The sequence below is a fragment of the Metabacillus lacus genome (genome assembly GCF_009674805.1).
Lineage (GTDB): Bacteria > Bacillota > Bacilli > Bacillales > Bacillaceae > Metabacillus_C > Metabacillus_C lacus.
In genome coordinates this window covers 145,358-171,962 of sequence record NZ_WKKI01000002.1, presented here as the reverse complement: position 1 = coordinate 171,962, position 26,605 = coordinate 145,358, and the positions used below count along the sequence as shown (strand labels likewise).

Sequence of the window (26,605 nt, the reverse complement as noted above, 5' to 3'; positions counted from 1 at the left end):
GTAGAAGAATGAAACTGAAAAAAGCAGCCTCACTAAAAGGTATAATCAGAATTCCCGGTGATAAATCGATTTCCCACAGAGCGGTGATGTTCGGCTCTATTGCGGAAGGTATAACCAGCATCACTAACTTTCTTCCTGGCGCCGACTGTTTAAGCACCATTTCCTGTTTTCAAAAGCTTGGAGTTGAAATAGAAAGAAAAGGCACAAATGTGACTGTCAAAGGTATAGGGCTGAAGGGTCTTGCACCTGCTGAAGAAACTCTGGATGTCGGCAATTCCGGCACTACGATTCGGCTGATTATGGGCATCCTTGCAGGCACTTCTTTTGAATCAAATTTAGCGGGAGACGAGTCTATCAGCAAAAGGCCGATGTCTCGTGTAACGAAGCCCTTAACAGAAATGGGAGCAAGCATTGTTGGGAGAGAAAATGGAAATTATACCCCTCTGACAATTTCAGGCGGTCATCTCAAAGGAATTGAGTACAAGTCTGAGGTTGCAAGCGCTCAGGTGAAATCTGCGATTCTTTTGGCAGGATTAAGCGGAGAAGGAATGACAACAGTGGAAGAACCACACAAGTCCAGGGATCATACAGAAAGAATGCTGAGAGCTTTTGGAGTTGAAGTTGAAGAGGAGAAAACCACAGCATCAATTAGAGGCGGACAAACGTTAACAGCAGCAGACATAAACGTTCCCGGCGACATTTCTTCTGCGGCTTTCTTTCTAGCAGCAGGTGCCATTGTGCCAGACAGCAGCATTACTCTGCAAAATGTTGGTGTGAATCCAACCAGGACGGGTGTGCTGGATGTTTTAAAAGCTATGGGAGCAGAAATCAGCATGGGGAATATGAGCAGTTCGGCAGAACCGGCTGCAGACATCTCAATAAAAACGTCCAATTTAAAAGGGACCACGATCTCCGGAGAACTTATTCCCCGCTTAATTGATGAAATTCCGATACTGGCCCTTCTTGCAACACAGGCAGAAGGTACAACCATCATTAAAGATGCGGAAGAACTAAAGGTGAAAGAGACGAACAGAATTACAACCGTTGTAGAGGAACTCAGCAAGCTGGGGGCTGATATAAAAGCGACAGCTGACGGAATGATCATAGCAGGCAGAACTCCGTTAAAAGGGGGTTGCAAGGTCTCTTCACATGGCGACCATCGCATCGGCATGATGCTTGCAGTAGCAGGACTTATGACAGAAGAAGAACTGGAGCTGGAAGGCAGCGACGCCATTTCTGTATCTTATCCAAGTTTCTTTGATCATCTTGCAGAGCTTTCAGCAAGTTCCGAATTATAATAGTTAGCAGTCCGGCCAGTTATATTACTGCCGGACTTTTTTTTGATGCTTAGAATAACATCTCCTCTGTCAGCATAGCTTGTCTATAGAAAGGCAGGAGATGGAATGAAGTACATCGTATATGGCGCCTCCCTTTTCTCCAATGGCTGCCTGACACAGCAATCTTTACTGATTAGCGATAACAAAGTCTGCTATAAAAAAGACACCATGGATAACTATAGTTTCATGAAGCTGGATGCAAAAGGCTTTCTTCTTACACCAGGCTATCTGTGTTTTGTTCAGCAGGAGAAAGAAGCTGGATCTTTTACAGCATTGAAAAAGGAATGTAAACGTTTGATTGCAAAGGGAGTTACGTCTTTCATTACGGTTGTTGAGGCTAAAAGCCAGCATGAGCTCCTGCCTTCTATTAAGCTTTGCCGCCAGCAGCTTTTGAACTCGCCGATTGACTATTACTTAGCAGTGAAAATTCCTTTAAAAGTGTTAACTCCCGGGCTGATACAAATTTGCAAAAAAGCAGGAATTACTATGCTGATTCTGGACTACTCCACACCAGAGGAACTGCAAAGCATTGCCTGGAGCTGGATCAGGGGGGTTCTTCATAACCAGCCTCTCACGCTGATTTCTGCACCTAAGGGCCAAAGCGGCTTTTCCTTCTTCAAAAAAAGGGACAAATTTGCCGAACTAATGAAAAGATATGGTTTCAGCCACTTTTCTCAGCCCTTTTCTCCGGGAGTTCCGCTAACAAGAGAAGATCTGGGCATACTCGGGATCTACCCCCATAAAGGAGACATCAGGGTAGGAGGCTCTGTAGATTATAATTTATACCTCATGGACAAGTTAAGCTATACTGTTGATGAAAACCCTGTTCTCGATTATGATAGTTACATTCCCGATTGTGTCATTCATAAGGGGAAAGTCTTAAAAGCCGGGAATGTGTACTATATTCATCCCGGGTTTGGGGAAGAATGCAAGATGGCTTTAAGCGGAAGCTTTCTTCCATATCCTGTATAGATGCAAGAGAAGGGGCGAGAACGTTGAAAGAAGAACTGAATTACGCAATAGACCTGGTAGAAAAAGGACAAGTAGAACAAGGACTGAATTTACTTTTATCTATAGAAAGTAATCTGCATGATGAAGAAAAGTATTACCTTGCTGAAAAATACTTCGAATGGGGTAATACAGAAAGAGCACTATCAATCGTTGAAGATCTGCACGAATTGTATCCTGATGAGACAGATATCTCACTGTTTCTGGCTGATTTATTTATCGATAGTGATAAAGAGGACGAAGCGATTACAGTACTGAACAGTATATCGCCCACTGAACAAGGTTATCCTCAAGCTTTGCTGTTACTGGCGGATCTATACCAGATGCAGGGATTAAATGAAGTCAGCGAGAGAAAACTTCAGGAAGCAAAGAAACTTCTTCCAAACGAGCCTATCATTGATTTTGCTTTAGGGGAATTTTATTTTCACAAAGCAGATTACAAAAAAGCTTACGGTTATTATGAAGAGGTATTAAAAGAAGCGTCAGTGCTTGCCGGCATCAGTATTCACCAGAGGCTTGCAGAATCATTAAGCCTGACAGGCAGCTTTGAGGAAGCTCTTCCTTTTTACGAAAAAGCTGCTGAGGAACAGCCGGATCTTCAGACGCTGTTTGGATATGGATTTACCGCCATGCAGGGGGGGTTTTACGGAACGGCGATCAGCCAGTTTCAAGCATTAAAGGAGATGGATCCCCAATATACCTCACTTTATCTGCATCTTGCGAAAGCCTATGAGCATGAAGGAATGCTCAAGGAAAGCCTCCAAACAGTGAAAGAAGGCCTTTCAGAGGATGAATTTAATAAAGAGCTTTATCTCTACGGGGGAAAAATAGCCTTAAAAGCTCAGCGCCCTGAAGAGGCAGAAGCTTTGCTGAGAGAAGCCGTAGCTCTTGATCCGGGACATGTGGAAGCAATCATTACACTGACTAACATTCTGCTTGTGGAAGAAAAATTTGAAGATGTAGCTGATGTACTGAATGAGACGGCGAAATATGGCGAAGAGGACCCTCAATTCGATTGGAACATGGCTAAGGCGCAATATCATCTGGAAAATTATTCTGATGCACTAAATCTTTATCAAACGGCATATAATTCTTTCAAAGACAATCAGGCATTTCTGATTGAGTATGCATTCCTGCTGATGGAAGAAGGCGACAGGAAAGAAGCGAAGAAGTTATTTGATAAAGTTTTGGCTGAAGATCCTGCAAATGTCGAAATTCAAGAGATTGTGATGCAATTAGAAGATGAATTTTCGTTAGAATAAGGAGGATTTCCTTTTTCTTTTGTTGAAATTCTCTATTAAGAAAAGTCACGAAACAGAGGAGGGAACAGAATGGAAGCCCCTGTATCTGTCAATGAAAAAAAGGACTTTGTTCGCTGGTTTCTCAACCACTATCAGCTAAAGCGGAGAGAGTGCGTCTGGATCCTGAATTACTTGATGAGCCATGATACCTTAATGGAAAGGGTTCACTTTGTAGAGCAAGCACAGTACTGTCCCCGCGGCATCATAATGTCGACTCATTGTGTTGAGGAAGTGCCGTTCAGATTCTATAAAGAGAATATCATGACTACAGACGCTGAAAAATCCTTTCATGATATTAGGCTTAATAAAGAAGAAGAGCTTTATATTCAGTTGAATTTCCGTTCTTCCTATCAGTCTCCGCATTATGCTGCGGTACTTGAGAGCAATCCATTTATGCCGAAGCACTTTGCAGCTAACGAAAAAGACCGGCTGATTGCAGAGAGACTTCTGGAAAATTCGCTTAAGAGCTATCAGAAAGAACTGCTCCTGAAGCAGATTGATGATGCTCTTGACAGCAATGACCGGGAAACATTTGTCAAGCTCAGTGAACAATTAAGAAGATATGTGAAATAGGACCTGGGGACAGGTTCTTTTTTTTGTTAAAAAAACCAAATGACAGAGAATGATGATGCTTTCAACTTGCGGGAGTCCCTATTATAGGGCTTTTTCTATTTACAACAAAGGCTGATGAGGAGTAAGCTAAAGGATAGCTTGATTATCAGGGAGGAAATAACATGAAGTGGACAACGAAAGATGCAGAACTCTACAGCCATTCCAAAGAATATGTAGACACAGCAATAATGCCAATACTTTTCGCAGGCGGCAATCCAAGTGATAAGGCAGCGGCAGGAGAGGCCGAATTCGTACAAGTGCTTTCACATGAGCTGGAACGGCAGCTAAAAGGAAGGTTGTACTTGTATCCTTCTCTGCCTGTCAAAGATGCAGGAGAGGAAGCGTTTCAAGCTGCTGAAATGTGGCACAGGGAACTATCGGTTCAATTTAAACATGTTGTATTTTTAACTTGCAGGCGCGAGTGGAAAGAGGAAGAATCTTCTCTTCGTGACCATGTCATTTATATACCCCCGGTTCCTCTGGAGCACATGGATCAGCAGCTGAGAGATTCTGTTATAAGAGACCAAATACAGCAAATTTTGAACATTTTATTACAAAAATGGAATATGGCATAAAAACCCTTTCATTTTATTTTTTCCAAAAAAGGATTATATTGACCTTCCTTACAGATTGCAGTATCATGAGAATGTCCTAGTTTTATATATTTATAGCCTTGTCCGTACGGACTTCAGCATAAGAGATAGAGGGGGGAAATTTATGAGCGAGAAAAAACACCGGGTTTCAAGGCGCCAGTTTCTTAATTATACGCTTACTGGTGTAGGCGGTTTCATGGCTGCAGGCATGCTGATGCCAATGGTTCGCTTTGCACTCGACCCTGTGTTAAGACCAATTTCAACTCAGGATCTGGTTCAGGTGAAAAAAGTAGACGAATTAACTGAAGAGCCGCAGCGTGTTGACTTTAAAATTCAGCAGGTTGATGCATGGTATGAATCTGAGGAAGCAAGGTCGGCATGGGTCTACAAAGAAGGCGAGACAATAGTAGCCCTATCTCCGGTATGCAAGCACTTGGGGTGTACTGTAAACTGGAACAGCGACCCAGGCAATCCTGAGAAATTTTTCTGTCCTTGCCATTACGGACTGTATGACAAAGACGGAACAAACGTACCGGGAACACCGCCGCTGGCACCGCTGGATCATTATCAATATCAAGTGAAGGACGGCTGGCTGTATCTTGGCGGAGCTAGACCAAAGGAGGCGTAATCGTTGTTAAATAAAATTTATGATTGGGTTGACGAACGGTTGGATATCACGCCTTTGTGGCGGGATATAGCTGACCATGAAGTTCCGGAACACGTGAACCCGGCTCACCATTTTTCAGCTTTTGTTTATTGTTTTGGAGGTCTTACATTCTTTGTAACCGTGATTCAGGTTCTATCGGGAATGTTTCTGACAATGTATTATGTACCGGATATTAAAAATGCTTGGGAATCTGTTTACTATCTGCAAAATGAAGTCGCGTTCGGACAGATTGTCCGCGGGATGCATCATTGGGGAGCGAGTCTTGTTATTGTCATGATGTTCCTACATACTCTTCGGGTGTTCTTCCAGGGTGCATACAAAAAGCCTCGTGAGCTTAACTGGGTTGTAGGTGTTCTTATTTTCTTTGTTATGCTTGGTTTAGGTTTTACAGGCTATTTGCTGCCTTGGGATATGAAAGCGCTGTTTGCTACTAAGGTTGGTCTGGAAATTGCTGCGGCAACCCCTTTAATCGGTGAACAAGTGAAAACGCTTTTAGCAGGACATCCGGAAATAGTCGGGGCACAAACTTTAACCCGGTTCTTTGCAATTCATGTATTCTTCCTGCCGGCAGCGCTGTTTGGATTAATGGCTGCCCACTTTATCATGATCCGCAAACAGGGTATTTCTGGTCCATTGTAAAATAGCAATTATATATTATAGAAATGTTATTGATTACCACCTTATAAAGGAGGGGAAAGCATGCATCGCGGTAAGGGTATGAAATTTGTAGGCGATTCGCGTGTTCCTGCGGAAAGAAAACCAAATATTCCAAAAGATTATTCGGAATTCCCGGGAAAAACAGAAGCGTTTTGGCCGAATTTCCTTTTAAAAGAATGGTTGGTAGGTGCCGTGTTTCTGATCGGCTACCTCTGTTTAACAATTGCGCATCAGTCTCCTCTTGAACGTGTGGCGGATCCGACTGATACGGGATATATACCACTTCCAGACTGGTACTTCCTGTTTTTATATCAATTGCTGAAATACGAGTTTGCAGCAGGGCCATATACAGTTTTGGGCGCATTTATTATGCCGGGTCTTGCTTTCGGTGCACTTCTTCTTGCACCGTTTATTGACCGCGGGCCTGAGAGAAAGCCGTCAAAACGTCCGATTGCAACTGGTATGATGCTTCTCGGTGTAGCTTCCATTTTTTATCTAACCTGGGAATCAGTCGTATCCCACAACTGGGAAGCTGCTGCAGAGCAAGGAAAGATACAGGAAGAGATTGCAATAGACACAGAATCTGATGCTTATGCAATTTATCAGGAACAGGGTTGTGTTTCCTGTCATGGAGATACTCTTCAAGGCGGAGCTGCAGGGAAATCTCTTGTTGATACTGGATTATCTCCTGAAGAGATTGCGAAGATCGCTGTTGAGGGACAGGGTGAAATGCCGGCTGGGATTTTTAAGGGTACAGATGAAGAGCTTCAGACTCTTTCAGAGTTTATTTCAGAAGTTACTTCAGACTAAAGCTGACAATTGTCAGCTTTTTCATTTTTCTGTCCTGTTCAGACAAAATGAACCAGTTAAGAACGTGTTGATTTTTCTGGAATGTGGTGCCCATGCTATAATGGGAGCTAGTGAAAGAAAGATAAAATGGTTAGGACTGTGATGTTTTTGAAAAATCTGCTTAATTTCTTGAGTTTCAGGCCTTTTTTATGGCTCATATTCTGGGTTAACCTGCTTGGTACGATTTACGGTTACATATGGTATATACCGCAGCTAGTCATTACTCCGGCAAAGTTTTTAGTGTTTGTGCCGGATAGTCCCACTGCGAGTTTATTTTTTACGATTGCAATAGCAGGTTTTCTGTTCAAGAAAAACCTCCCTTTCATTGAGGCGCTTGCGATTGTAACACTGTTTAAATATGGCATATGGGCAGTAGTTATGAATTTGCTCGTTTTAGCAGAAACAGGAAGTATGGCATGGCAGGCCTATATGCTGATCTTCTCTCATCTGGGAATGGCTGTTCAAGGACTGCTTTACAGCCCCTACTACAGATTTAAAAGTTACCACTTAGCAGCAGCAGCAGTGTGGACTCTGCATAACGATGTGATAGATTATGTATTTGGCATGATGCCCAGATATGGTTCCCTCATGATTTATCTTCCGCAAATCGGTTATTTTACATTTTGGCTCAGCATGTTATCCATCTTCCTGGGCTATTATTTAGTGGTGAGGAAAAAAGCATACAAACTTTCCTTATCATTCGCGCAGTAATGTTTACTGCGTTTTTTGGTCTATCCTTGTCCCTTTCCTCATAAATTTTAATAGATGTTTTAGGAGGGACAAGGATGAAAAAAATAATAGCCGGTATGATGGTGTTCTTTTTTCTTGCTGCGCCTGTTATTGTTCAGGCAGTTGAAACACATGACTGGGGCACATTAAATAAGCTTTCAGATACAGCCTATCAGCTGGCGAAGCAAAATAAGTTTACAGAGTCAGCTGAAATACTAAAATACTTTGAGCAGGAGATTCAAAAAATGCCTGAGCTTGGAGAATCTATGCCAAAGGAGCATTTCAGGACCATATCTATTTCTCAGCAGCATGCACTCGAAGCGATGAGCTCAGGGGGAGCAAGAGAAGATGAGAAGGTAAGGGCAGTAACCCAATTCAGGCTGCTAGTTGATGCATTAGGCTCTCAATACGATCCTTTGTGGAGTTCCTTTGAGGAGCCGGTTATGACTGTTTTACAAGATCTGAAGCGGTGTGCCGAGAGAGGGGATACCCTATCCTTTCAATACAGCTGGAGCAAATTCGCAGGCATTTATAATATGATCTACCCTAGTGTAGTGGTGGACGTTCATCCCCAGGAGATTAAGAGAATGGATGCGCACATTTCAGTAGTAGAGGATTCTCTGTTTTTTTCCCTTCCGGCTACTGCCCGAACCAAGCAGCTGCTGGTAATGGAAGAGGACTTAAAAACTATCTTTGAGAGGGCCCATAAAGATGAAGCAGATCCATCGCTGCTTTGGGTCATCATTTCAACAGGGAGCATTATTATTTCCACTTTAACCTATGTTGGATGGAGGAAATACAGAGCGGAAACTGAAAGAAGAAATCAGCGGGATACAGATCAACAAAAATAGGAAGCCGGCAGGCTTCCTATTTTTTAGTGAAGGTAAGGGCGTTGAAGTCGCTCCTTTATGAACCATTAAAGTTAACGGATAAGGGGTGCCTTATTTTCATCAAGCGTAAATCCTTCTCCGAGAACATCATGCACATCACTGACTGCAACAAAAGCATGAGGATCAATGGACGTAATGACTGATTTCAATTTTACAATTTCGTTCTTTCCGACAACACAATACAGGACATTTAAATCCTGCTTTGAAAATGATCCCTGACCTTTTAAAACCGTCACTCCCCGGTCCATTTCCTTCAAAATCTTGGCTGAAATCTCCTCGTTTTTACTGGAGATAATGGTTGCGCCTTTTGCAGCATACGCACCTTCCTGCATAAAATCAATTACCTTTGCTCCAACGAATACTGCCACCAATGTATACATTGCTTCCCGATAGGAAAGATAGACTGCCAAGGAAACAGCGATCACAGCCGCATCGAATAAAAACATTGTTTTTCCCATGCTCCAGCCGATATATTTATGAGCAAGTCTCGCTATAATATCGACTCCGCCGGTAGTTCCGCCGTACTTAAAGATAATTCCAAGTCCAACACCGATAAATACGCCTGCAAAAAGTGCGGCCAGTGCCAAATCCTCATAAAGCGGCATATGAATCTGATAGCGCTGAAACAGCCACAAAAACACTGATAAGCTGACTGTTCCCAACACAGTGTAAATAAAAGTGATCCTTCCAAGAAGCTTCCAGCCTATGAAAAATATCGGGATATTCAGCAAGAGGTTGGATATGGAAGGATCTATGCCAAAACTAAAATAAAGGAGAAGGGTGATACCTGTAAATCCTCCTTCTGCAAGCTTGTTCTGCATGTTAAAATGGACAAGGCCAAAAGCAAAAATAGCTGAGCCGGCAAGAATAAAAATAATATTGCGGATTCTAATCTCAGAGAACAAAATATTCAGCTCCTGTTCACTCTTTCTGTAGCGAATCTATTATAGTAGAAGATGAATGGAGTGGCAAATTTATTTTATATACTCGAAATATTTGTCAAAGCTTCAAGGATTAGCTAACATGGAAGAGAATAAAATTGAGGTGAAGGATAATGGACCGAAAAAGCATCCATGAAATGCAAGCAGAGGTAGATACATACATAGGACAGTTTAAAGAAGGCTATTTCAGCCCGCTTGCTATGGTGGCAAGGCTAACTGAAGAGCTGGGAGAGCTGGCAAGAGAGGTAAATCATCAGTTCGGTGAAAAACCAAAAAAAGATACTGAAAAAGAAAAAGCAATTGAAGAGGAACTTGGCGATTTGTTGTTCGTTGTGATTTGTTTAGCGAACTCTCTTCAAATTGATCTGCAAGAAGCTCATGACATGGTCATGAATAAATTTCAAACCAGAGATAAAGACCGCTGGACGAAAAAGGAACTATAGGGGGATTCACTCGATGGAAAAGACAATCAAGGTTGTTATTGCAGGACCAAGAGGAAGAATGGGCAGAGAAGCAGTTAAGCTAGCTGAAGAAACAGCCCATTTTGAGCTTGTGGGCGTGGTTGATCATAAATTCGGCGGCATGCAGCTGAGTGATCTGGAAGGCTTTACATCTAACGCTGCTATTTATGAAAGCATGACTGAGTGCTTTACAGAAACAAATCCCGATGTCCTGATTGACTTGACAACTCCGGAAATCGGAAAGAAACATACGAGGCTTGCACTAGAATACGGAGTAAGGCCTGTTGTTGGAACGACAGGATTTTCGGAATCGGATTTGAAAGAGCTTGAAGGGTTGACAGAACAGAAGGGAATAGGTGCCATTATTGCTCCCAACTTTGCAATCGGAGCCATATTAATGATGAAGTTTTCTAAGATGGCTGCAAAATACTTTGAGGATGTAGAGATTCTTGAAATGCATCATGACCAAAAGCTTGATGCGCCTTCTGGAACTGGAATGAAAACTGCAGAACTGATAGCATCTGTTCGCGAAAGCAAACAGCAGGGCCACCCAGATGAAACAGAATTGCTGCCTGGAGCCAGAGGAGCAGAATTTGACGGTATCAGGCTTCACAGTATCCGTCTGCCCGGACTTATTGCACATCAGGAGGTTATATTCGGAGGAAACGGACAGTCATTGAAAATCCGCCATGATTCATACAATCGCGAGTCTTTTATGTCAGGGGTAAAATTTGCAGTGGAACAAGCGATGAAAATTGATGTGTTGGTGTACGGTCTCGAAAATTTGATGGAATAGGAGGCGAAACGATGAAAATTGCATTGATCGCACATGATAAGAAAAAAAACGATTTGGTTCAGTTCTCTCTTGCTTATCAACAGGTATTAGCATCTCATCAATTATTTGCGACAGGTACTACCGGCCTAAGAATTAATGAGGCAACGGGGCTGCCCATCCACCGTTTTCAGTCCGGCCCGATGGGAGGAGATCAGGAAATCGGGGCGATGATTGCCAAGAATGAAATGGATATGATTATCTTCTTCAGGGATCCCCTCACAGCTCAGCCGCATGAACCGGATGTATCCGCATTGATTCGTCTATGCGATGTTTACTCTGTTCCTCTCGCTACAAATATGGGGACAGCAGAGATTTTGATTAAAGGACTCCAAAGAGGAGACCTGACCTGGAGAACTGTTATTCAGGAAGAGGGAGAAACTCCTCTGTCAGAAGAATAAAAAGGAACAAAAAAGCGGAGGTATGATTTGCTGGATAGGAGCAGTGTATGCTCTGGCCATGCCTGCAAACAGAGGCTGAACTTTAAAAGCAACTTTCACCTACATAATAAGTGTAAGAACTTATGCTTTTGATAATTTTATCAGCTTTTCGGCTACAATGAAAATGGATGGCAGGGAAGCTTGTGAACACTTGCTGCTGTTGGTTCATTAAGAAGGAAACAAGCACGGCAGCCTTTTCACACGCCATGCTACAGGCTGCTTTAGATGGAAAAAAAATATTGCCTGCAGGGCAAGAAGGTAGGGCAGAGAGGGTATCTTGAGCTGAGAGACGCTGCTGCATCAGGCTTTCTCTGCTTTTATCTAAAGATTTGTTAGGGGAATAGAAGATGAAAAAGCTTAAAATTGGAATCACATGCTATCCTTATGTTGGAGGATCTGGAGTAGTTGCTACCGAGCTTGGCAAGCTTCTTGCTGAGAAGGGCCATGAAATACACTTTATAACATCAAGTCTCCCTTTCAGGCTCAATAAACTGATGACAAACATTTATTTTCATGAAGTGGAAGTGAATCAATATTCTGTTTTTAAATATCCACCGTATGACCTGGCGCTTGCAAGCAAAATGGCGGAGGTTGCTAATCGGGAAAAATTGGATATTCTTCATGTTCATTATGCCATTCCCCATGCTGTTTGTGCATTTTTAGCAAAGCAGATGGTAGGTGATCATTTGAAAATTGTGACAACTCTCCACGGAACCGATATCACTGTTCTAGGGCATGATCAGTCAATGTCTGAGCTGATTAAGTTTGGAATTGAATCTTCGGATACAGTCACTGCAGTATCAAATGCGCTTGTTCAAGAAACATATGACTTGCTGCGCCCCAGCAAAAAAATAGAAACAGTTTATAATTTTATAGATGAAAGAGTGTATTACAAAAGAGAAGACTCTGGCTTAAAAAAAGAACTTGGAATTGCAGATCATGAAAAAGTATTGATTCATGTATCAAACTTCCGCCAGGTTAAGAGAGTAAGTGATGTGGTCAATTGCTTTCACCTCATACAAAAAAACGTGGATTCTAAGCTCATATTGGTTGGGGACGGCCCTGAAATGACTGCGGTCTGCAAGCTTGTTAGTGACCTTCAGCTGAAAGAAGCTGTGCTGTTTCTAGGAAAACAGGAAAATTTGGCGGAGCTGTATTCTATAAGTGATCTGATGCTTCTTCTTTCTCAAAAAGAAAGCTTCGGGCTTGTTCTTTTAGAGGCAATGGCCTGCGGCGTACCTTGCATCGGAACTGATATAGGCGGAATACCTGAAGTCATTAAAGATGGTGTAACAGGATACATTTGTGAAGTTGGCAGCATCGAGGAGATTGTCTCTAAATCACTTTCGCTGCTCGAAAACCCTGAAAAGCATGAAACTTTTTCTGAGCGTGCAATCTCTGAAGGAACTGCAAGGTTTCATTCTTCAGAAATTGTAAAGCAGTACGAAGATATTTACAGGAGCGTTTTAAAGAAGGGGGAGTAACCTTGCAGTCCGAATTTCAATCAGCTCTTCCGATTCTGCAAAAGCTTCAAGATGCCGGATATGAGGCGTATTTTGTCGGGGGCTCTGTCAGGGATTCTCTTTTGAAAAGAAGCATCGGAGATATTGATATTGCTACATCTGCCAAGCCCAGGGACATACAAAACTTATTTAAAAAAACGATAGATGTTGGAGCAGAACATGGGACAATCATTGTTCTGGAACATGGGGAGCCTTATGAAGTCACTACCTACAGGCAGGAAAGTGAGTACATCGGCCACAGGCGCCCCGCCGGCGTAGTGTTTATTGCTTCACTAAAGGAAGATTTGAAAAGAAGAGATTTTACTATCAATGCGATGGCAATGGATGCAGACGGGGAAGTCATTGATTACTTTGAAGGCAGGAAAGACTTGCAGCAAAGAATTCTCAGAACGGTTGGAAAAGCAGCAGACCGGTTTTCGGAAGATGCTCTAAGAATGATGAGAGCAGTGCGCTTCGTAAGTCAGCTGGATTTTAAACTCTGCCCCTTTACACTCGCTGCGATCAGCACTCATGGTTCTTTGCTTCAGCATATTTCTGCAGAAAGAAAGACTGCTGAATTTCAAAAGCTGCTGAGGGGTCCGGGTGTCGGGGAAGGTGTCAGGCTTTTGGTGGAAACAGACTTGTACAAGCACCTGCCGGGACTGAACGAAAAGGCAGCACAGCTGATGTCATTGGGGGCACTTCCTCTTCACAGGCTTCAGAGTGCGGATGAATTATGGACTGCAGCTGTATGGTCCCTGAATCCGGCATCACTACAGATTTTTCTTCGGGACTGGAAGCTGCCGGTTAAGCTTATAAAAACGGTTGAAAGCTATTGCACCATAACAGAGAAGGTCATGGTATCCGGCTGGACTCTGGAACTGCTGTATTCAACAGGGTCAGAGCAGGCTGCATGTGCAGTAGAAAGATTAAGAAGCTGCTTTACTTTCTCGGAGGAAGCTTCGGAAAAGATAGCCGCGAAATATCGCCAGCTGCCAATCCAATCTAGAAGTGATTTACAAATAGATGGCAGGCAGCTTGCCCAGTTTTACAGGCAGACGCCTGGGCCATGGATAGCGGAGATATTAGGCAGTGCTGAAAGAGAAATATTAAACAAAAGGCTGTGCAATACAGAAAGTGCTATAAGGGAGTGGCTGGAAAAATGCAATCTCTAATAAGAAAACAGCTGCTGGAGGCTTTTTCGGAAGCGGAAGGGAATTTTGTTTCGGGACAAATCATAAGTGATTTGCTGGGCTGTTCAAGAACAGCCGTCTGGAAGCATATCGAAGACCTGCGGAAAGAAGGCTACGAGTTGGAAGCTGTCCGCCGCAAAGGCTACAGAATCCTTTCCAAACCTGACAGTATCAGCGGCGATGCGGTAGCCATCGGACTAAAAACAAGATATATGGGCCGGCAGATCGTGCATGAGCAATCAGCAGGATCCACTCAGAAAATCGCTCACAGCTTTGCAGCAGAAGGTGCTCCCGAAGGCACTGTTGTTTTTGCAGAGGAACAAACAGAAGGAAGGGGAAGGATGTCGAGAAGCTGGCATTCTCCAAAAGGCACCGGGATATGGATGAGCATGATTTTACGGCCGTCTATTCCAGTAAATAAAACACCGCAGCTTACCTTGCTTACAGCGGTGGCAATTGTTCAGGCGATAGAGGAAGTGACGGGACTGCACCCTGTAATCAAATGGCCGAACGACATCATGATGAATGGAAAGAAACTTGTCGGCATACTAACAGAACTGCAAGCAGAAGCAGATGGAGTCCATTCCGTCATTATTGGGTGCGGAATCAATGTGAATCAGCAGATAAATGATTTTCCTGAAGAGCTGCGGAACATTGCAACCTCTGTAATGATTGAAAAAAAGGAATCTATAAACAGGGCTTTGCTTATTCAGCATATTCTGTTTCGTTTTGAAGAGCTGTATGAACAATATCTTCAGCACGGATTCAGCCCTGTAAAGCTTCTTTGGGAAGCATATGCCATCAGCCTGAACAGGCAGATCATTGCAAGAACACTTCATGGATCTGTGAAAGGCAAAGCTGTAGGAATTGATGATGATGGTGTTCTGCTGGTGCATACATATGATGGCAGGATTGAAAAGATTTATTCGGCAGATATCGAAATTGATTGTTAATATTGGATAATGTCTTTTATTTTGGTATACTTTTTCTGGGTAGTATCCCCTGTGGAGCTGCACCTTAAGAAAGTTTTGTAACCGAAAAATAGTTCTGCCTTGATCCTTTTGGGGACTGGGACAGAGGGATGCAAACTGATGCTGTCATGATACGATCCTTCTTCCTTGTGAAGAAGGTTTTTTTCATGTATTCAGTAATTGGGTTCCTCAAGTGTGAGGAGGGAAACAATTTGAAAACAGTCAAAGATTTTTTGAAGATGAAAAAGGAAAAAGAGCCGATAGCGATGATTACCGCCTATGATTATCCATCTGCAAAGAGAGCTGAGGAAGCTGAAATCGATATGATCCTTGTAGGAGATTCGCTTGGAATGGTTGTTCTCGGCTATGAGTCAACAGTGAAGGTTACGCTAAGCGATATGATTCATCATTCAAAAGCTGTGAGAAATGGGGCGCCTGACACATTTATTGTGACTGATATGCCATTTATGTCCTACCATATTTCCAGGGAAGAAACATTGAGAAATGCTGCTAAAATCATTCAAGAAGGCTTGGCTGATGCTGTAAAGCTTGAGGGGGCTGGTGAAGTTGTTGAGATGATTTCATCCCTCACTAGGAGCGGAATTGCAGTTGTAGCACATTTAGGCCTTACGCCTCAATCAGTGGGGGTATTGGGGGGCTATAAGGTGCAGGGAAAAGACGCTGATTCTGCCCGAAAGCTGATAGAGGATGCTAAAAAGTGCGAAGAAGCCGGGGCTTGTGCTCTTGTACTGGAATGTGTTCCAAGGCAGATTGCTGAGGAGATAAGCAGCGTGCTCAGTATTCCAACAATCGGAATTGGAGCAGGCAGCGCCGCAGACGGACAGGTTTTAGTGTATCATGACTTAATCGGCTATGGAGTTGACAGGCTTCCCAAATTCGTTAAGCAGTATAGTCATATAGATCAGCAAATTCATCAAGCACTGAAATCATATAAAGAAGAAGTGAAGCTGCGTGCTTTTCCAGAGCTTCAACATACATTTACAATGAAAGAGGAAGAGCTGGAGGCCCTTTACGGAGGTAAAAAATGAAAACTGTTGAGACAATTGCGGAATTAAAGAATAAAATATCCCAATACCGTCAGGAAGGCAGATCAATTGGATTTGTGCCTACAATGGGTTACTTGCATGAAGGCCATTTGAAGTTAATCAGCAGTGCGAAAAGTGAAAATGACAGAGTGATTGTCAGCATTTTTGTAAATCCCCTTCAGTTCGGCCCAAATGAAGACTTTGATGCTTATCCAAGAAATCTGGACAGAGACAGGGAGCTTGCCGCAGAGCAGGGCGCAGACTTGATTTTTGCTCCTTCTGTGAAAGAAATGTACCGTGGGGAGCCTTTTGCAACGGTGAACGTGCATAAGAGGACGAACGCTCTCTGCGGGAAGTCAAGGGAAGGGCATTTTGACGGAGTGGCTACGGTACTGACTAAGCTATTCCATATAGTTGCGCCTGACACCTCTTATTTTGGAATGAAAGATGCACAGCAGGTTGCCATTGTAGAAGGATTAATTGAAGATCTTTATTTTTCCACCGAACTAAGGGCAATTGAAACTGTGCGTGAAGAAGACGGTCTTGCAAAAAGCTCGAGAAATGTGAATCTTACCGAAAATGAAAGAAAAGAAGCGCCTTCGATTTATAGAGCGCTCTCTTTAGGGAAACAACTAATAGATGAAGGTGAAAAAGATCCTGATGAAGTTGTCAAAGCTGTAACTGCCTATTTACAAACGCATACTTCAGCTAGCATCGACTATATATCACTTTTGTCGTATCCGAGCTTGGAACCTGTCGACAGAATAAACGGAAAACTCATTTTGGCTGCTGCAGTTAAGTTTACAAAAGCGCGGCTTATTGATAATATTACTTTGAATCATCAATAAAATCCTTAATTTTATACAAAGTGGGGAAAAACATGTTTCGAACAATGATGAATGGCAAAATACACCGTGCAAGAGTTACAGAAGCCAACCTTAATTATGTTGGCAGTATCACTATAGATGAAAACATTCTTGATGCAGTTGGAATGGTGCCTAACGAAAAAGTTCAGATTGTAAATAACAATAATGGAGCCAGGTTTGAGACCTATATCATTCCCGGACAAAGAGGCTCTGGGGTTATTTGTATTAATGGAGCAGCAGCCCGGCTTGTTCAAGAAGGCGATGTGGTAATTATTATTTCCTATGCTTTCATTCCAGAAGAACGGGTGCCTGCCCACCAGCCGAAAGTGGCAATCATGAATGAATCTAATGATATTGTTGAAATTATCGGCCAGGAGCCTGCTTCCACAATATTATAAATAAGTATTCCCCCTTTTACAGGGGGTTTTTCATTATCAAACAGAGAACATACATAACATAAGCGTAAGTAACAGGATTGAAAATTTAGAGGTGCTGAACATGAAAAAGCAGCGTTTTGTCGTTGTAGATGTAGAAACAACTGGTAATTCTCCAAAAAAGGGAGACCGGATTATTCAAATTGCCGCAGTTGTAGTGGAAAATCAGAAAATAGTGGATACTTTTTCGAGCTTTATCAACCCATATACTGAAATCCCGCTGTTCATTGAACAATTGACAGGAATCACACAGCAAATGGTTGAAGATGCCCCTCCATTTAAAGAAGTTGCGAAAACAATATCAGAAATGCTGGAAGACGCATATTTTGTTGCCCACAATGTTTATTTTGATCTTGCTTTTATTCAGGAAGAACTTCAGCAATCAGGTATGCCCCGGTTTCAAGGCGGGCTTATTGATACTGTTGAGCTCGCCAGAATTGCCTATCCGCAGTCATCAAGCTATAAGCTGACAGAACTCTCAGAAGAACTTGGCATCAAACATGATCATCCTCATAGAGCTGATAGTGATGCTGAAGTGACTGCAGAAATATTGTTAAAGATTCTTGCTAAATTTCAGGAGCTCCCGGTTGTATCGCTTCAAAGCCTTCAGAAACTTTCTGCTTCTTTTATCAGTGATATTGATGAAATTCTTGAAGAGCTGGTCTCACTTAATCTGCTTCGTCTCGATAAGAAAAAAGACGGGCGTTTTGAGATGGCAGGGTCGCTGGCTTTGAGAAAATTTGATTCCCCTGATATACATCCGGAGGAGAAGGACAAGCAGTTCTCTTTCCAGGATTACATGGATAACACGCTGAATACTCTAAAAGAAAAGTTTGGTTATGACATAAGAAACAGCCAAATTCAATATATGAATGATGTTTATACTTCTTTTTCAGACAATCAGCATTCATTGCTTGAGGCGGGAACGGGTAATGGAAAGACATTGGGTTATCTTCTTCCCTCGATTTACTATTCCCTGCGGAAATCTGTACCAGTCGTTGTCAGCACGTATACAACACAGCTTCAGCAGCAAATTATGGAAGGGGAAGTTGCTCTTCTTAAAACTTCGTCACCGCTGGCATTCAGAGCCGCTCTGCTCAAGGGAAGAAAACACTATGTATCTTTAAGGAAATTTCAGGCCGCACTTCATGATCAAGATGATAATTATGATGTTTTGCTGATGAAAGCTCAAATACTGATCTGGCTGACTGAAACCTTGACCGGCGACATTGATGAATTGAATTTTCCTTCAGGCGGAGCCTTCCTGTGGGAAAGAATCCACCATGAAGCAAGCGAAGAGAAAATTCAGGATGAATGGGAATTCCATTGTTTCTATAACAGAGCGAGGAACCTGGCAGATTCGGCAAACATCATCGTAACAAATCATGCCCTCCTTCTCAGTGATATAGCGGAGAATTCCAATGCACTTCCATCATATTCATCCATGATCATTGATGAAGCACATCAATTTGAACGGGCGGCCAGCCGCTTTTTCGGTGAACGGCTTTCTTATAATGACTTTGTATTTCAAGCGAACAGACTTGAAAACGAAGGGCTTCTGAAGAATATGCAAAAAGAGGCTGTGCAAAACGGGTTAACAATTCAGCATTATGAAAAAGTAAAAAGCATTCTTCCATTGCTGATAGAAGATGCGAATGTCTTTTTTTCTGCACTTCATTCTTACGGTGCAAAAAAAGCAGGGCAGGGACAGTCCAACAAAGTGAACTACCGGTATCAGCTTCTTAAAGAAAAAAACAGGCATTGGCAGGGAATCATAGAGGCCGGAAGCAGAGTGAAATTTTTATTGCTGGATCTCGTTAACCTCTTGAAAAAAGACATGCATGCCTTGTATCCAGAGGCAAAAGATATGAACGGTATCACTAAGGGTGAGCACAAGTCCTATTTTCAATTTATCTATATATTTAAAGAGTTGTATGAGAAAATAGACGCTTTGTTTTTCCAGGCCTCTTCAGATGAAGTTACCTGGATTGAGGCACAGGCAAGAGGGGCTAAAAACGCAGTGTCTGTTTATTCTCAGCCTGTTGACATTTCCAATATTCTTGCAGATCGCTTTTTCTCTGCAAGAAAAAGTGTTGTGCTGACTTCAGCAACACTGAGTGTGAGGGGATCATTCGACTACATCATTCAGTCTCTCGGGCTGAATCATTTTTACCCTAGGACAGCATTATACGAATCGCCCTTTTCTTACAAGGAGCAGGCCAAAATTTTTGTGCCGACTGATATGCCTAATATTAATCAAGTTCCACAGGATATTTTTATTTCTGCAATTGCCACCCATATTTCTTCAGCAGCACAGGCAGTCGGAGGGAGAATGCTGATTTTATTCAATTCCTTCGATATGCTGAAGAAGACCAATTCTTTGCTGAAAGAAGATGATTCTCTTTCTGAATTTGTCCTTCTTGCACAGGGCACGGGAAGTGGAAGCCGTTCTAAAATAACGAAAAACTTCAAACAATTTCCTAAAGCGATCCTGCTGGGTACAGCAAGCTTTTGGGAAGGGGTTAACTTTCCCGGTGAAGAATTGTCATCCCTGATGATTGTCAGGCTGCCTTTTCAGCCCCCTGATGAGCCGATTGCTGCAGCCAGATCTGAAAAAATTGAAAAGCAGGGCGGCAATGCCTTTTACCAATATTCTCTTCCAGAAGCCATTCTCCGCTTCAGACAGGGATTTGGAAGGCTTATTAGAACAAAGGATGATAAAGGTGTGCTATTCATTCTCGATAGAAGGATCAGTACGACAAGGTATGGTAAGCACTTTATCCAGTCGCTTCCTCAAGCTGATTATTATGAAAGGCCAATGGGGGAGCTCGAGGAAATTGCCAAAAGGTGGCTGGCAGATCATTGATCAAAGCTGCAGGTCAGTCCAGGAGCGAAGGGTAAACACATTTAAAAAAAGCCTGTGTCAGACACAGGCTCAATAAGGTGTGGGGTTGGAGAAATTTATTTTCACGATTCGTCAAATTTCTTGTTATAATGGGTTCATGTAAAACAGCTGCTGCTGTGTAAGCTTATTATCTCCCGCAGCTGAAGACATATAAGTAACAATATTTGTTGGTAGTAGGAGGAATTGCTATGGAAAGCAGGATTGAAATTCTTTCAACAGTCACGATAGAAAATTCTGATGATCTTTACAAAATAGTGGATACTTTAAACAGAACTTTAAAAAAGGAAAATCTGATGTTTGGACTGGCTCTTGACCAGGAAGACAAATCAAAAGCAGTATTTTCAATATACAGGACATAGAAATTACGATGAGAAATAAAATACTTATCGTGCTGGGCATCCTGTTAGTTTTTGGAGCTGCTGCAGGCATTTATGCCAATTCCATTTATCAGACAGCAATGAAGCAGAAAACATCAGGCCACAGTGCAGCAGCTGAAACCGCCGCTGCGAACGGCAATGTAGCAGGCATAAGTTCGGTAAACAGCTTTTACGGCCAGGAGCATTATTATGTGATCAGCGGAACCGCTGAGGACGGTACAGAGGTGTATGCCTGGGTAAAGGATGAAAGCGAACCTGAGGTGATTGTGAAAGAAAAAGCTTCAGGAATTTCAAAAGAAAATGCCCAGAGCATTATTCAGCAGTACAATCCAAAGCGCATCACGGGCATACAGCTTGGAATGGAAAAAAATATCCCGCTTTGGGAGGTAAAGTATATCGACGAACATGATCGTTATACTTATGATTATATAGACTTTACGACTGGAGACATTATTAAACATTCTGCGATTAAATAGGGGGAATCACAATGGAGCTGGCGAAAAGAGTAGCAGCATTAACACCTTCAACTACGCTTGCCATTACTGCAAAAGCAGCAGAACTGAAAGCGGAGGGGCATAACGTCATCGGTTTGGGTGCAGGGGAACCTGACTTTAACACGCCGACGCATATTATTGAGGCAGCGGAGGAAGCAATGAAGGAAGGTTTTACAAAGTATACACCTTCCGGGGGAACGAACGGACTGAAAGATGCCATTATAAACAAATTTAAGCTGGATCAAGGCCTGAATTATTCCCGTAATGAAATTATTGTCTGCTCAGGGGCTAAGCATGCACTTTATACTCTTTTTCAAGTCATTTTAAACGAAGGAGACGAAGTGGTTATCCCAACTCCTTACTGGGTAAGCTATCCGGAACAAGTAAAGCTTGCCGGAGGCAGTCCGGTGTATGTGGAAGGCCTTGAAGAAAATCAGTTTAAAATTACGCTGCAGCAGCTTCAGGAAACTGTAACAGATAAAACAAAAGCTGTTATCATCAATTCACCAAGCAACCCGACTGGTATGCTGTACAATGAACAAGAATTAAAAGAGCTTGGAGAGTATTGTGCTGAAAAAGGCATATTGATTGTATCAGATGAAATATACGAAAAGCTGGTGTACGGGGAAAATCAGCATGTGTCAGTAGCACAGCTTTCAGAAAATATTAAAAAACATACCATTATTATTAACGGCGTCAGCAAATCACATTCCATGACAGGATGGAGAATCGGCTATGCAGCTGGAGACAAAGACATCATAAAAGCGATGACCAACCTGGCGAGCCACAGTACATCCAATCCTACGAGCATTGCACAATATGCGTCTGTTGCTGCCTACGAAGGGCCTCAAGAAGCCGTTGAAGAAATGAGAGCAGCATTTGAGCAGCGATTGAACACGGTGCACGAAAAGCTCAACAGCATCCCGGGTTTCAGCTGCCTGAAGCCTCAGGGAGCGTTCTACTTGTTCCCGAATGTGAAAAGAGCTGCTGAAATGGCGGGCTGCAAAGATGTGGATGAATTTTCCGCACAGCTTCTTGAAAAAGAAAAAGTAGCGGTTGTTCCTGGATCAGGTTTTGGTGCACCTGACTATATCAGGCTTTCTTATGCTACTTCACTGGAGACTTTTGAAGAGGCGTTATCCCGTATTCAGCGCTATATGAGCCAATTTCAATCTTAAAGCGGCAAGTAGCCGCTTTTCATGCAGTGATGGAAGATGACAATTTTTCTTGTGTTGACCTTAGCTTTCGCAAGCTAGTATAATAATCTCTACGTACATAGATTAAATTGCAGTGCTATTTTGGAGGGAACTTGAAATTGAAAACAACAATAGCTGAAGTATATAAATATGTTGAACAGGAAGTCACGATTGGAGCCTGGCTTGCCAACAAACGCTCAAGCGGCAAAATTGCTTTTTTGCAGCTGCGCGACGGAACAGGCTTTATTCAGGGTGTTGTTGTAAAAGCTGAAGTAGAAGAAGAGATTTTTCAGCTTGCTAAATCAATTACACAGGAAACGTCAGTATATGTTAAGGGTACAGTGAAAAAGGACGAGCGGTCTCCATTTGGGTATGAGCTATCAGTATCAGGGCTTTCAGTCATCCATTCTGCAGTCGATTATCCTATCACTCCTAAAGAGCATGGAACAGAATTCTTAATGGACCACCGTCACTTATGGCTGCGTTCAAAGAGGCAGCATGCTGTAATGAAAATTAGAAACGAAGTAATTCGGGCTACATATGAGTTCTTTAATAAAGAAGGATTTGTAAAGGTTGACCCGCCAATTCTGACAGGAAGCGCTCCTGAAGGGACAACTGAGCTTTTCGCTACTAAATATTTTGATGAGGATGCTTACTTATCACAGAGCGGGCAGCTGTATATGGAAGCTGCAGCAATGGCTCTTGGAAAAGTATTTTCATTTGGCCCTACATTCAGAGCCGAGAAATCAAAAACAAGACGCCATCTTATTGAATTCTGGATGATTGAGCCTGAAATGGCTTTCTATGAATTCGAAGACAACCTGGTGGTGCAGGAAAATTATGTGTCATTCATCGTGCAAAGTGTTCTTGACAACTGCGGGCTGGAGCTTTCGGTCCTGGGAAGAGATCTTGAAAAGCTTCAAAGAATAAAGGCTCCGTTCCCGCGTGTTACGTATGATGAAGCCATTGTTTTTCTTCATGAAAAAGGCTTCACAGATATTCAATGGGGAGATGATTTTGGAGCTCCGCATGAAACTGCAATTGCTGAAGCCCATGAAATGCCTGTGTTTATCACCCACTGGCCGACAAGCTTAAAACCATTTTATATGCAGCCTGACCCGAACCGGGAAGATCTTGTGCTATGTGCAGATTTAATCGCTCCGGAAGGCTACGGAGAAATCATCGGCGGTTCCGAAAGAGTTCATGATTACGAACTCCTTAAAAAGCGAGTTGAAGAGCACAAGCTGGAGTCTGATGCTTATAAATGGTATCTTGAACTTCGCCAATATGGTTCTGTGCCGCATTCAGGTTTCGGACTTGGGCTTGAACGGACAGTCGCATGGCTCAGCGGAGTGGAACACGTGAGGGAAACAATTCCATTCCCGCGTCTTTTAAACCGCCTATATCCTTAATATCAGGCTGTATTCGCTTTGAGTTAGAGACGTTGAGACTTTAAAAACCAACGTCCGGCTGCATAGATATTTTTTCAGCGAAGAGCTTAACTGATGTGAACAGCTTTTTGATAACGCAGCAATACTGCATCATAAAAAGAAAGTCTCCTTTCATAATTTTCGGAGAGGAGGCTTTTTTGTTCAATGATTGCCATATATGAATTTTTGTCAGCATGCTATACTTGATGATGAGGTGTTTTCAATGAATAAGGAACAATTTATTGCTTTCCAGGAAAGCGGCCATTTTACGATTCCAGCGCTGCTGATAGAGAAATACGCAAACCTGGGATTGAACGAAGCAGAATTTATCATGATACTGAAAGTTCAATACTATATTCAAAGGGGAATCTTCTTTCCTACTCCGGAACAGCTGTCTGAACAGATGTCCATCTCCACTACATCATGTACCTCTATGCTTCGCAGCCTTATGCAGCGAGGTTTCCTTCACATAGAAGAATTTCAGCAGGATACAATTATGTATGAAAAGTACTCCCTAAAACCATTATGGGAAAGGCTGTATGACAGTCTTCAGCATGAACAGGCTGCTGAGCATAAATTGTTGGAGAAAGAATTAGAAAACAGCCTTTACACAGTGTTTGAGCAGGAATTCGGCAGACCGCTCTCTCCGTTTGAATGTGAGACGTTCTCCATCTGGCTGGACCAGGATTATCACGATCCCATAATTATTAAGGCAGCTCTGCGTGAAGCGGTGATATCAGGGAAATTAAATTTTCGGTATATAGATCGAATTCTGTTTGAATGGAAGAAAAACGGGATAAAAACCATTGAGCAGGCACGGAATCATGGAAAGAAATTCAGGCAGCATCAACAAAAAGACCGAAGCGCCGAAAACGATTCTCATAAAGATTATGTTCGAAAAGTTCCTTTTTACAACTGGCTTGAAAGTTAAGAGATGCTATAAAGGAGAGACTTTTCTCCTTATTTTTTTTGAAGAAGCAAGGAATGGGTGAATGGCCTGGAGTTGTCACTTGGAAGATTTATCTTCAGAAGAGTATATCATTCAGTATAAAACATAAGGTGATTCAGGAGCCTGCAGGAATGTGTTAGTGTCCTGCTGAGCTAATTAGTTAGATCATAAAGCTTTTTGAAAAGGAAGAAAGGAAGACAGCTTATGGCAACGAAAGCACAAATGCGTGAAATTCTTGATACTATGAGCAACATGTTTCCTGAGGCACACTGTGAATTGGTTCATTCCAATCCTTTTGAGCTTGTGGTGGCTGTTTCATTGTCAGCACAATGCACTGACGCACTCGTTAATAAAGTAACAGCATCACTGTTTCAGAAGTATAAAAAACCTGAAGATTATCTTGCGGTGTCTTTGGAAGAACTGCAAAATGATATTCGTTCAATCGGCCTTTTCCGCAATAAAGCCAAAAATATTCGAAATATGTGTCAGTTGCTGCTGGAACAATATCAAGGAGAGGTGCCAAGAGACAGAGATGAGCTGACGAAGCTTCCCGGAGTTGGAAGGAAAACTGCAAATGTTGTTGTATCAGTAGCTTTTGATATACCGGCAATCGCAGTAGACACTCATGTAGAAAGGGTCAGCAAAAGGCTTGGAATTTGCAGGTGGAAAGATTCAGTCCTTGAAGTGGAAAGAACCTTAATGAGAAAAATACCTGAAGATGAATGGTCGGATACACATCATAATATGATTTTCTTCGGAAGATATCATTGTAAAGCTCAAACGCCTCAATGTGAAATATGTCCGCTGCTGCATCTTTGCAGAGAAGGAAAGAAGAGAATGAAAAACAAGGAACCGGTAAATGGCTGAGATTGTGATTCCTGCTGAATTCAGAATCCCCCCTTTTTATGACGAAGACTATATAGCTGTGTCTTTGGAAGGGAAGAGCATCCAGGAGGTGCTTTTGCAGTATCCTTTCATATTTGATATTTTGAATAAAAATGGACAAGCCTGGCACACTCCTTGGAATACACCGGAACAAACTCTGCCTCTTCTTCTGGAGGCATGGAAAGTTTCTGAAAAGAGTATGTTAACCAGTCTTCAAAAAAAACAGCTGAATGGGAAACAAACAGCCATTTCAGCAGCACTGCTGATTAACTGTATTTGCTGGAGTGCTTCACTCCCGGTAGAAGAGGCAGTGAGCCTGATTCAGCTTCAACAAAGCAGCAATGCACCTGTGAACTGCAGAGAGCGATTGCAGTTTGTACTATCAAGGCCAGAACAGTATCATTCATTCATTCAGCTTCAGCAACTATTTGAAGAATTCAAAAAAATATATGCTGTACAGCAGGCGATTAAAAAACGGCACTTCTAAATAAATTGCTGCGTTCATGCCGGTACGTACATAGCAAATCCTTCAGCAGTCTCATAGACTGCTTGTTTTTATTGGCGGAGTTATCTCCTTCTTCTACCCGGCAAGAGGGCAGGGGAAGGGTAAAGCAAGCTTTCCTGATACATAGACATAAGGTTTCCTCTTAACGGGGTACCGAATAATACGTTTTCTGGAAGTAAAAAGACGATTTTCCCTACTCTAAGGTGAAATCGTCTTTTTACTTATTTAAATAACCTCACCTAGAGAAGAAATTTAAACTTTTCTTTAATATCTATTAGAAATAATTTGTTCGTTCATTTTGAAAAACAAAGCCTCCTTCATAGAATGGTATCCCTTTTTGATTTCCTTTGGCTACTGATACCCATTGTTTTGATGCTCCATTTCTACTTGGACCAGTGTTAGAGTGTTTAATAAAAGAGTACCAATTCCTAATTCTCCTCCTGGTTTCTTACACCTCAACTTTATAGTCATTATTTTATCAATTCATTTTTCCTGCTTATAACACTGATGTTGCTATAAAAAGCAGCAATATAAA

The 26,605-nt window shown here is 42.3% G+C and carries 29 protein-coding genes; 27 read left to right on the top strand and 2 right to left on the bottom strand.

Going from position 1 to position 26,605, the window contains the following annotated elements:
• Window positions 1–8: 8 nt before the first annotated feature.
• From aroA to ypjB, 10 genes are all read left to right on the top strand, one after another.
• A complete protein-coding gene (aroA, locus tag GJU40_RS02260; RefSeq protein ID WP_154306113.1) occupies window positions 9–1,298 on the top strand; it encodes a 3-phosphoshikimate 1-carboxyvinyltransferase in 1,290 nt (429 codons plus the stop codon).
• A gap of 105 nt (window positions 1,299–1,403) precedes the next feature.
• Window positions 1,404–2,309, top strand: a complete 906-nt coding sequence (locus GJU40_RS02255) for a hypothetical protein (protein ID WP_154306112.1) — start codon at window positions 1,404–1,406, stop codon at window positions 2,307–2,309.
• A 23-nt stretch (window positions 2,310–2,332) separates the two neighbouring features.
• Window positions 2,333–3,607 carry a tetratricopeptide repeat protein gene (locus tag GJU40_RS02250; RefSeq protein WP_246188245.1) on the top strand — a complete coding sequence of 425 codons (1,275 nt, stop codon included), beginning with the start codon at window positions 2,333–2,335 and terminating at the stop codon, window positions 3,605–3,607.
• A gap of 69 nt (window positions 3,608–3,676) precedes the next feature.
• The gene (locus GJU40_RS02245; RefSeq protein WP_154306110.1) at window positions 3,677–4,219 is read left to right on the top strand and encodes a ReoY family proteolytic degradation factor; all 543 of its coding nucleotides are present in this window, start codon (window positions 3,677–3,679) and stop codon (window positions 4,217–4,219) included.
• Between the two features lie 161 nt (window positions 4,220–4,380).
• Window positions 4,381–4,833: a DUF2487 family protein gene (locus tag GJU40_RS02240; protein WP_154306109.1), complete on the top strand. Its 453-nt coding sequence runs from the start codon at window positions 4,381–4,383 to the stop codon at window positions 4,831–4,833.
• A gap of 142 nt (window positions 4,834–4,975) precedes the next feature.
• Window positions 4,976–5,479, top strand: a complete 504-nt coding sequence (locus GJU40_RS02235) for a Rieske (2Fe-2S) protein (protein ID WP_154306108.1) — start codon at window positions 4,976–4,978, stop codon at window positions 5,477–5,479.
• Between the two features lie 3 nt (window positions 5,480–5,482).
• Entirely contained in the window at window positions 5,483–6,157 is a 675-nt protein-coding gene (qcrB, locus tag GJU40_RS02230; protein WP_154306107.1) for a menaquinol-cytochrome c reductase cytochrome b subunit, read from the top strand.
• A 60-nt stretch (window positions 6,158–6,217) separates the two neighbouring features.
• A complete protein-coding gene (locus GJU40_RS02225; protein ID WP_154306106.1) occupies window positions 6,218–6,985 on the top strand; it encodes a menaquinol-cytochrome c reductase cytochrome b/c subunit in 768 nt (255 codons plus the stop codon).
• 147 nt (window positions 6,986–7,132) lie between these two features.
• Window positions 7,133–7,735 carry a lipoprotein heptaprenylglyceryl N-acetyltransferase LhaT gene (gene lhaT / locus GJU40_RS02220; RefSeq protein WP_484502499.1) on the top strand — a complete coding sequence of 201 codons (603 nt, stop codon included), beginning with the start codon at window positions 7,133–7,135 and terminating at the stop codon, window positions 7,733–7,735.
• A gap of 74 nt (window positions 7,736–7,809) precedes the next feature.
• Window positions 7,810–8,604: a sporulation protein YpjB gene (gene ypjB, locus GJU40_RS02215; protein ID WP_154306104.1), complete on the top strand. Its 795-nt coding sequence runs from the start codon at window positions 7,810–7,812 to the stop codon at window positions 8,602–8,604.
• A gap of 71 nt (window positions 8,605–8,675) precedes the next feature.
• Here the strand turns inward: ypjB and GJU40_RS02210 are convergent, their stop codons facing one another.
• A complete protein-coding gene (locus GJU40_RS02210; protein WP_154306103.1) occupies window positions 8,676–9,548 on the bottom strand; it encodes a YitT family protein in 873 nt (290 codons plus the stop codon).
• A gap of 149 nt (window positions 9,549–9,697) precedes the next feature.
• Here GJU40_RS02210 and GJU40_RS02205 point away from each other — a divergent pair, with 149 nt between their 5' ends.
• The 3 genes from GJU40_RS02205 to mgsA are packed head-to-tail and all read left to right on the top strand — an operon-like array spanning window position 9,698 to window position 11,278.
• Window positions 9,698–10,027: a nucleotide pyrophosphohydrolase gene (locus GJU40_RS02205; RefSeq protein WP_154306102.1), complete on the top strand. Its 330-nt coding sequence runs from the start codon at window positions 9,698–9,700 to the stop codon at window positions 10,025–10,027.
• Window positions 10,028–10,040: 13 nt separating this feature from the next.
• A complete protein-coding gene (dapB, locus tag GJU40_RS02200; RefSeq protein WP_154306101.1) occupies window positions 10,041–10,841 on the top strand; it encodes a 4-hydroxy-tetrahydrodipicolinate reductase in 801 nt (266 codons plus the stop codon).
• Window positions 10,842–10,852: 11 nt separating this feature from the next.
• Entirely contained in the window at window positions 10,853–11,278 is a 426-nt protein-coding gene (gene mgsA / locus GJU40_RS02195) for a methylglyoxal synthase (protein WP_154306100.1), read from the top strand.
• 82 nt (window positions 11,279–11,360) lie between these two features.
• On the opposite strand, the gene GJU40_RS02190 is transcribed toward mgsA, so the two are convergent.
• Window positions 11,361–11,690, bottom strand: a complete 330-nt coding sequence (locus GJU40_RS02190) for a hypothetical protein (RefSeq protein ID WP_154306099.1) — start codon at window positions 11,688–11,690, stop codon at window positions 11,361–11,363.
• Here GJU40_RS02190 and bshA point away from each other — a divergent pair.
• From bshA to GJU40_RS02120, 14 genes are all read left to right on the top strand, one after another.
• Complete coding sequence (gene bshA, locus GJU40_RS02185) at window positions 11,665–12,801, top strand: N-acetyl-alpha-D-glucosaminyl L-malate synthase BshA (RefSeq protein ID WP_154306098.1); 1,137 nt, start codon at window positions 11,665–11,667, stop codon at window positions 12,799–12,801. The two genes, GJU40_RS02190 and bshA, sit on opposite strands and share 26 nt — an antisense overlap.
• A gap of 2 nt (window positions 12,802–12,803) precedes the next feature.
• Window positions 12,804–13,994 carry a CCA tRNA nucleotidyltransferase gene (locus GJU40_RS02180; RefSeq protein ID WP_154306097.1) on the top strand — a complete coding sequence of 397 codons (1,191 nt, stop codon included), beginning with the start codon at window positions 12,804–12,806 and terminating at the stop codon, window positions 13,992–13,994.
• On the top strand, window positions 13,982–14,965 hold the full coding sequence (locus GJU40_RS02175) for a biotin--[acetyl-CoA-carboxylase] ligase (protein ID WP_154306198.1): 984 nt from the start codon (window positions 13,982–13,984) through the stop codon (window positions 14,963–14,965). Before GJU40_RS02180 ends, GJU40_RS02175 begins: the two co-directional genes overlap by 13 nt.
• Window positions 14,966–15,195: 230 nt before the next feature.
• Window positions 15,196–16,032: a 3-methyl-2-oxobutanoate hydroxymethyltransferase gene (gene panB, locus GJU40_RS02170; RefSeq protein WP_154306096.1), complete on the top strand. Its 837-nt coding sequence runs from the start codon at window positions 15,196–15,198 to the stop codon at window positions 16,030–16,032.
• Complete coding sequence (gene panC, locus GJU40_RS02165; RefSeq protein ID WP_154306095.1) at window positions 16,029–16,877, top strand: pantoate--beta-alanine ligase; 849 nt, start codon at window positions 16,029–16,031, stop codon at window positions 16,875–16,877. Before panB ends, panC begins: the two co-directional genes overlap by 4 nt.
• Window positions 16,878–16,909: 32 nt before the next feature.
• A complete protein-coding gene (gene panD / locus GJU40_RS02160; protein WP_154306094.1) occupies window positions 16,910–17,293 on the top strand; it encodes an aspartate 1-decarboxylase in 384 nt (127 codons plus the stop codon).
• Window positions 17,294–17,393: 100 nt separating this feature from the next.
• Window positions 17,394–20,195: an ATP-dependent DNA helicase DinG gene (gene dinG, locus GJU40_RS02155; RefSeq protein WP_154306093.1), complete on the top strand. Its 2,802-nt coding sequence runs from the start codon at window positions 17,394–17,396 to the stop codon at window positions 20,193–20,195.
• A gap of 227 nt (window positions 20,196–20,422) precedes the next feature.
• Window positions 20,423–20,593 carry a YpmA family protein gene (locus GJU40_RS02150; RefSeq protein ID WP_154306092.1) on the top strand — a complete coding sequence of 57 codons (171 nt, stop codon included), beginning with the start codon at window positions 20,423–20,425 and terminating at the stop codon, window positions 20,591–20,593.
• An 8-nt stretch (window positions 20,594–20,601) separates the two neighbouring features.
• On the top strand, window positions 20,602–21,087 hold the full coding sequence (locus tag GJU40_RS02145; protein WP_154306091.1) for a cell wall elongation regulator TseB-like domain-containing protein: 486 nt from the start codon (window positions 20,602–20,604) through the stop codon (window positions 21,085–21,087).
• An 11-nt stretch (window positions 21,088–21,098) separates the two neighbouring features.
• Entirely contained in the window at window positions 21,099–22,283 is a 1,185-nt protein-coding gene (locus GJU40_RS02140) for a pyridoxal phosphate-dependent aminotransferase (protein ID WP_154306090.1), read from the top strand.
• A 137-nt stretch (window positions 22,284–22,420) separates the two neighbouring features.
• Window positions 22,421–23,713, top strand: a complete 1,293-nt coding sequence (gene asnS / locus GJU40_RS02135) for an asparagine--tRNA ligase (RefSeq protein WP_154306089.1) — start codon at window positions 22,421–22,423, stop codon at window positions 23,711–23,713.
• A 241-nt stretch (window positions 23,714–23,954) separates the two neighbouring features.
• Window positions 23,955–24,662 (top strand): DnaD domain-containing protein, encoded by a 708-nt coding sequence (locus GJU40_RS02130; RefSeq protein ID WP_154306088.1) that lies wholly within the window; start codon window positions 23,955–23,957, stop codon window positions 24,660–24,662.
• A gap of 222 nt (window positions 24,663–24,884) precedes the next feature.
• A complete protein-coding gene (gene nth, locus GJU40_RS02125; protein ID WP_154306087.1) occupies window positions 24,885–25,547 on the top strand; it encodes an endonuclease III in 663 nt (220 codons plus the stop codon).
• Complete coding sequence (locus tag GJU40_RS02120) at window positions 25,540–26,052, top strand: YpoC family protein (RefSeq protein ID WP_154306086.1); 513 nt, start codon at window positions 25,540–25,542, stop codon at window positions 26,050–26,052. The genes nth and GJU40_RS02120 overlap by 8 nt, the downstream gene beginning before the upstream one ends.
• The last annotated feature ends 553 nt before the right edge of the window (window positions 26,053–26,605 follow it).

Coding starts and splice junctions, on each gene's coding strand:
- mgsA (WP_154306100.1), top strand. CDS start 10,853: ATGAAAATTGCATTGATCGCACATGATAAGAAAAAAAACGATTTGGTT.
- GJU40_RS02145 (WP_154306091.1), top strand. CDS start 20,602: ATGAGAAATAAAATACTTATCGTGCTGGGCATCCTGTTAGTTTTTGGA.
- GJU40_RS02225 (WP_154306106.1), top strand. CDS start 6,218: ATGCATCGCGGTAAGGGTATGAAATTTGTAGGCGATTCGCGTGTTCCT.
- dapB (WP_154306101.1), top strand. CDS start 10,041: ATGGAAAAGACAATCAAGGTTGTTATTGCAGGACCAAGAGGAAGAATG.
- bshA (WP_154306098.1), top strand. CDS start 11,665: ATGAAAAAGCTTAAAATTGGAATCACATGCTATCCTTATGTTGGAGGA.
- nth (WP_154306087.1), top strand. CDS start 24,885: ATGGCAACGAAAGCACAAATGCGTGAAATTCTTGATACTATGAGCAAC.
- ypjB (WP_154306104.1), top strand. CDS start 7,810: ATGAAAAAAATAATAGCCGGTATGATGGTGTTCTTTTTTCTTGCTGCG.
- GJU40_RS02235 (WP_154306108.1), top strand. CDS start 4,976: ATGAGCGAGAAAAAACACCGGGTTTCAAGGCGCCAGTTTCTTAATTAT.
- GJU40_RS02205 (WP_154306102.1), top strand. CDS start 9,698: ATGGACCGAAAAAGCATCCATGAAATGCAAGCAGAGGTAGATACATAC.
- GJU40_RS02255 (WP_154306112.1), top strand. CDS start 1,404: ATGAAGTACATCGTATATGGCGCCTCCCTTTTCTCCAATGGCTGCCTG.
- GJU40_RS02240 (WP_154306109.1), top strand. CDS start 4,381: ATGAAGTGGACAACGAAAGATGCAGAACTCTACAGCCATTCCAAAGAA.
- GJU40_RS02120 (WP_154306086.1), top strand. CDS start 25,540: ATGGCTGAGATTGTGATTCCTGCTGAATTCAGAATCCCCCCTTTTTAT.
- GJU40_RS02150 (WP_154306092.1), top strand. CDS start 20,423: ATGGAAAGCAGGATTGAAATTCTTTCAACAGTCACGATAGAAAATTCT.
- aroA (WP_154306113.1), top strand. CDS start 9: ATGAAACTGAAAAAAGCAGCCTCACTAAAAGGTATAATCAGAATTCCC.
- GJU40_RS02175 (WP_154306198.1), top strand. CDS start 13,982: ATGCAATCTCTAATAAGAAAACAGCTGCTGGAGGCTTTTTCGGAAGCG.
- GJU40_RS02245 (WP_154306110.1), top strand. CDS start 3,677: ATGGAAGCCCCTGTATCTGTCAATGAAAAAAAGGACTTTGTTCGCTGG.
- panD (WP_154306094.1), top strand. CDS start 16,910: ATGTTTCGAACAATGATGAATGGCAAAATACACCGTGCAAGAGTTACA.
- dinG (WP_154306093.1), top strand. CDS start 17,394: ATGAAAAAGCAGCGTTTTGTCGTTGTAGATGTAGAAACAACTGGTAAT.
- panC (WP_154306095.1), top strand. CDS start 16,029: ATGAAAACTGTTGAGACAATTGCGGAATTAAAGAATAAAATATCCCAA.
- GJU40_RS02130 (WP_154306088.1), top strand. CDS start 23,955: ATGAATAAGGAACAATTTATTGCTTTCCAGGAAAGCGGCCATTTTACG.
- GJU40_RS02140 (WP_154306090.1), top strand. CDS start 21,099: ATGGAGCTGGCGAAAAGAGTAGCAGCATTAACACCTTCAACTACGCTT.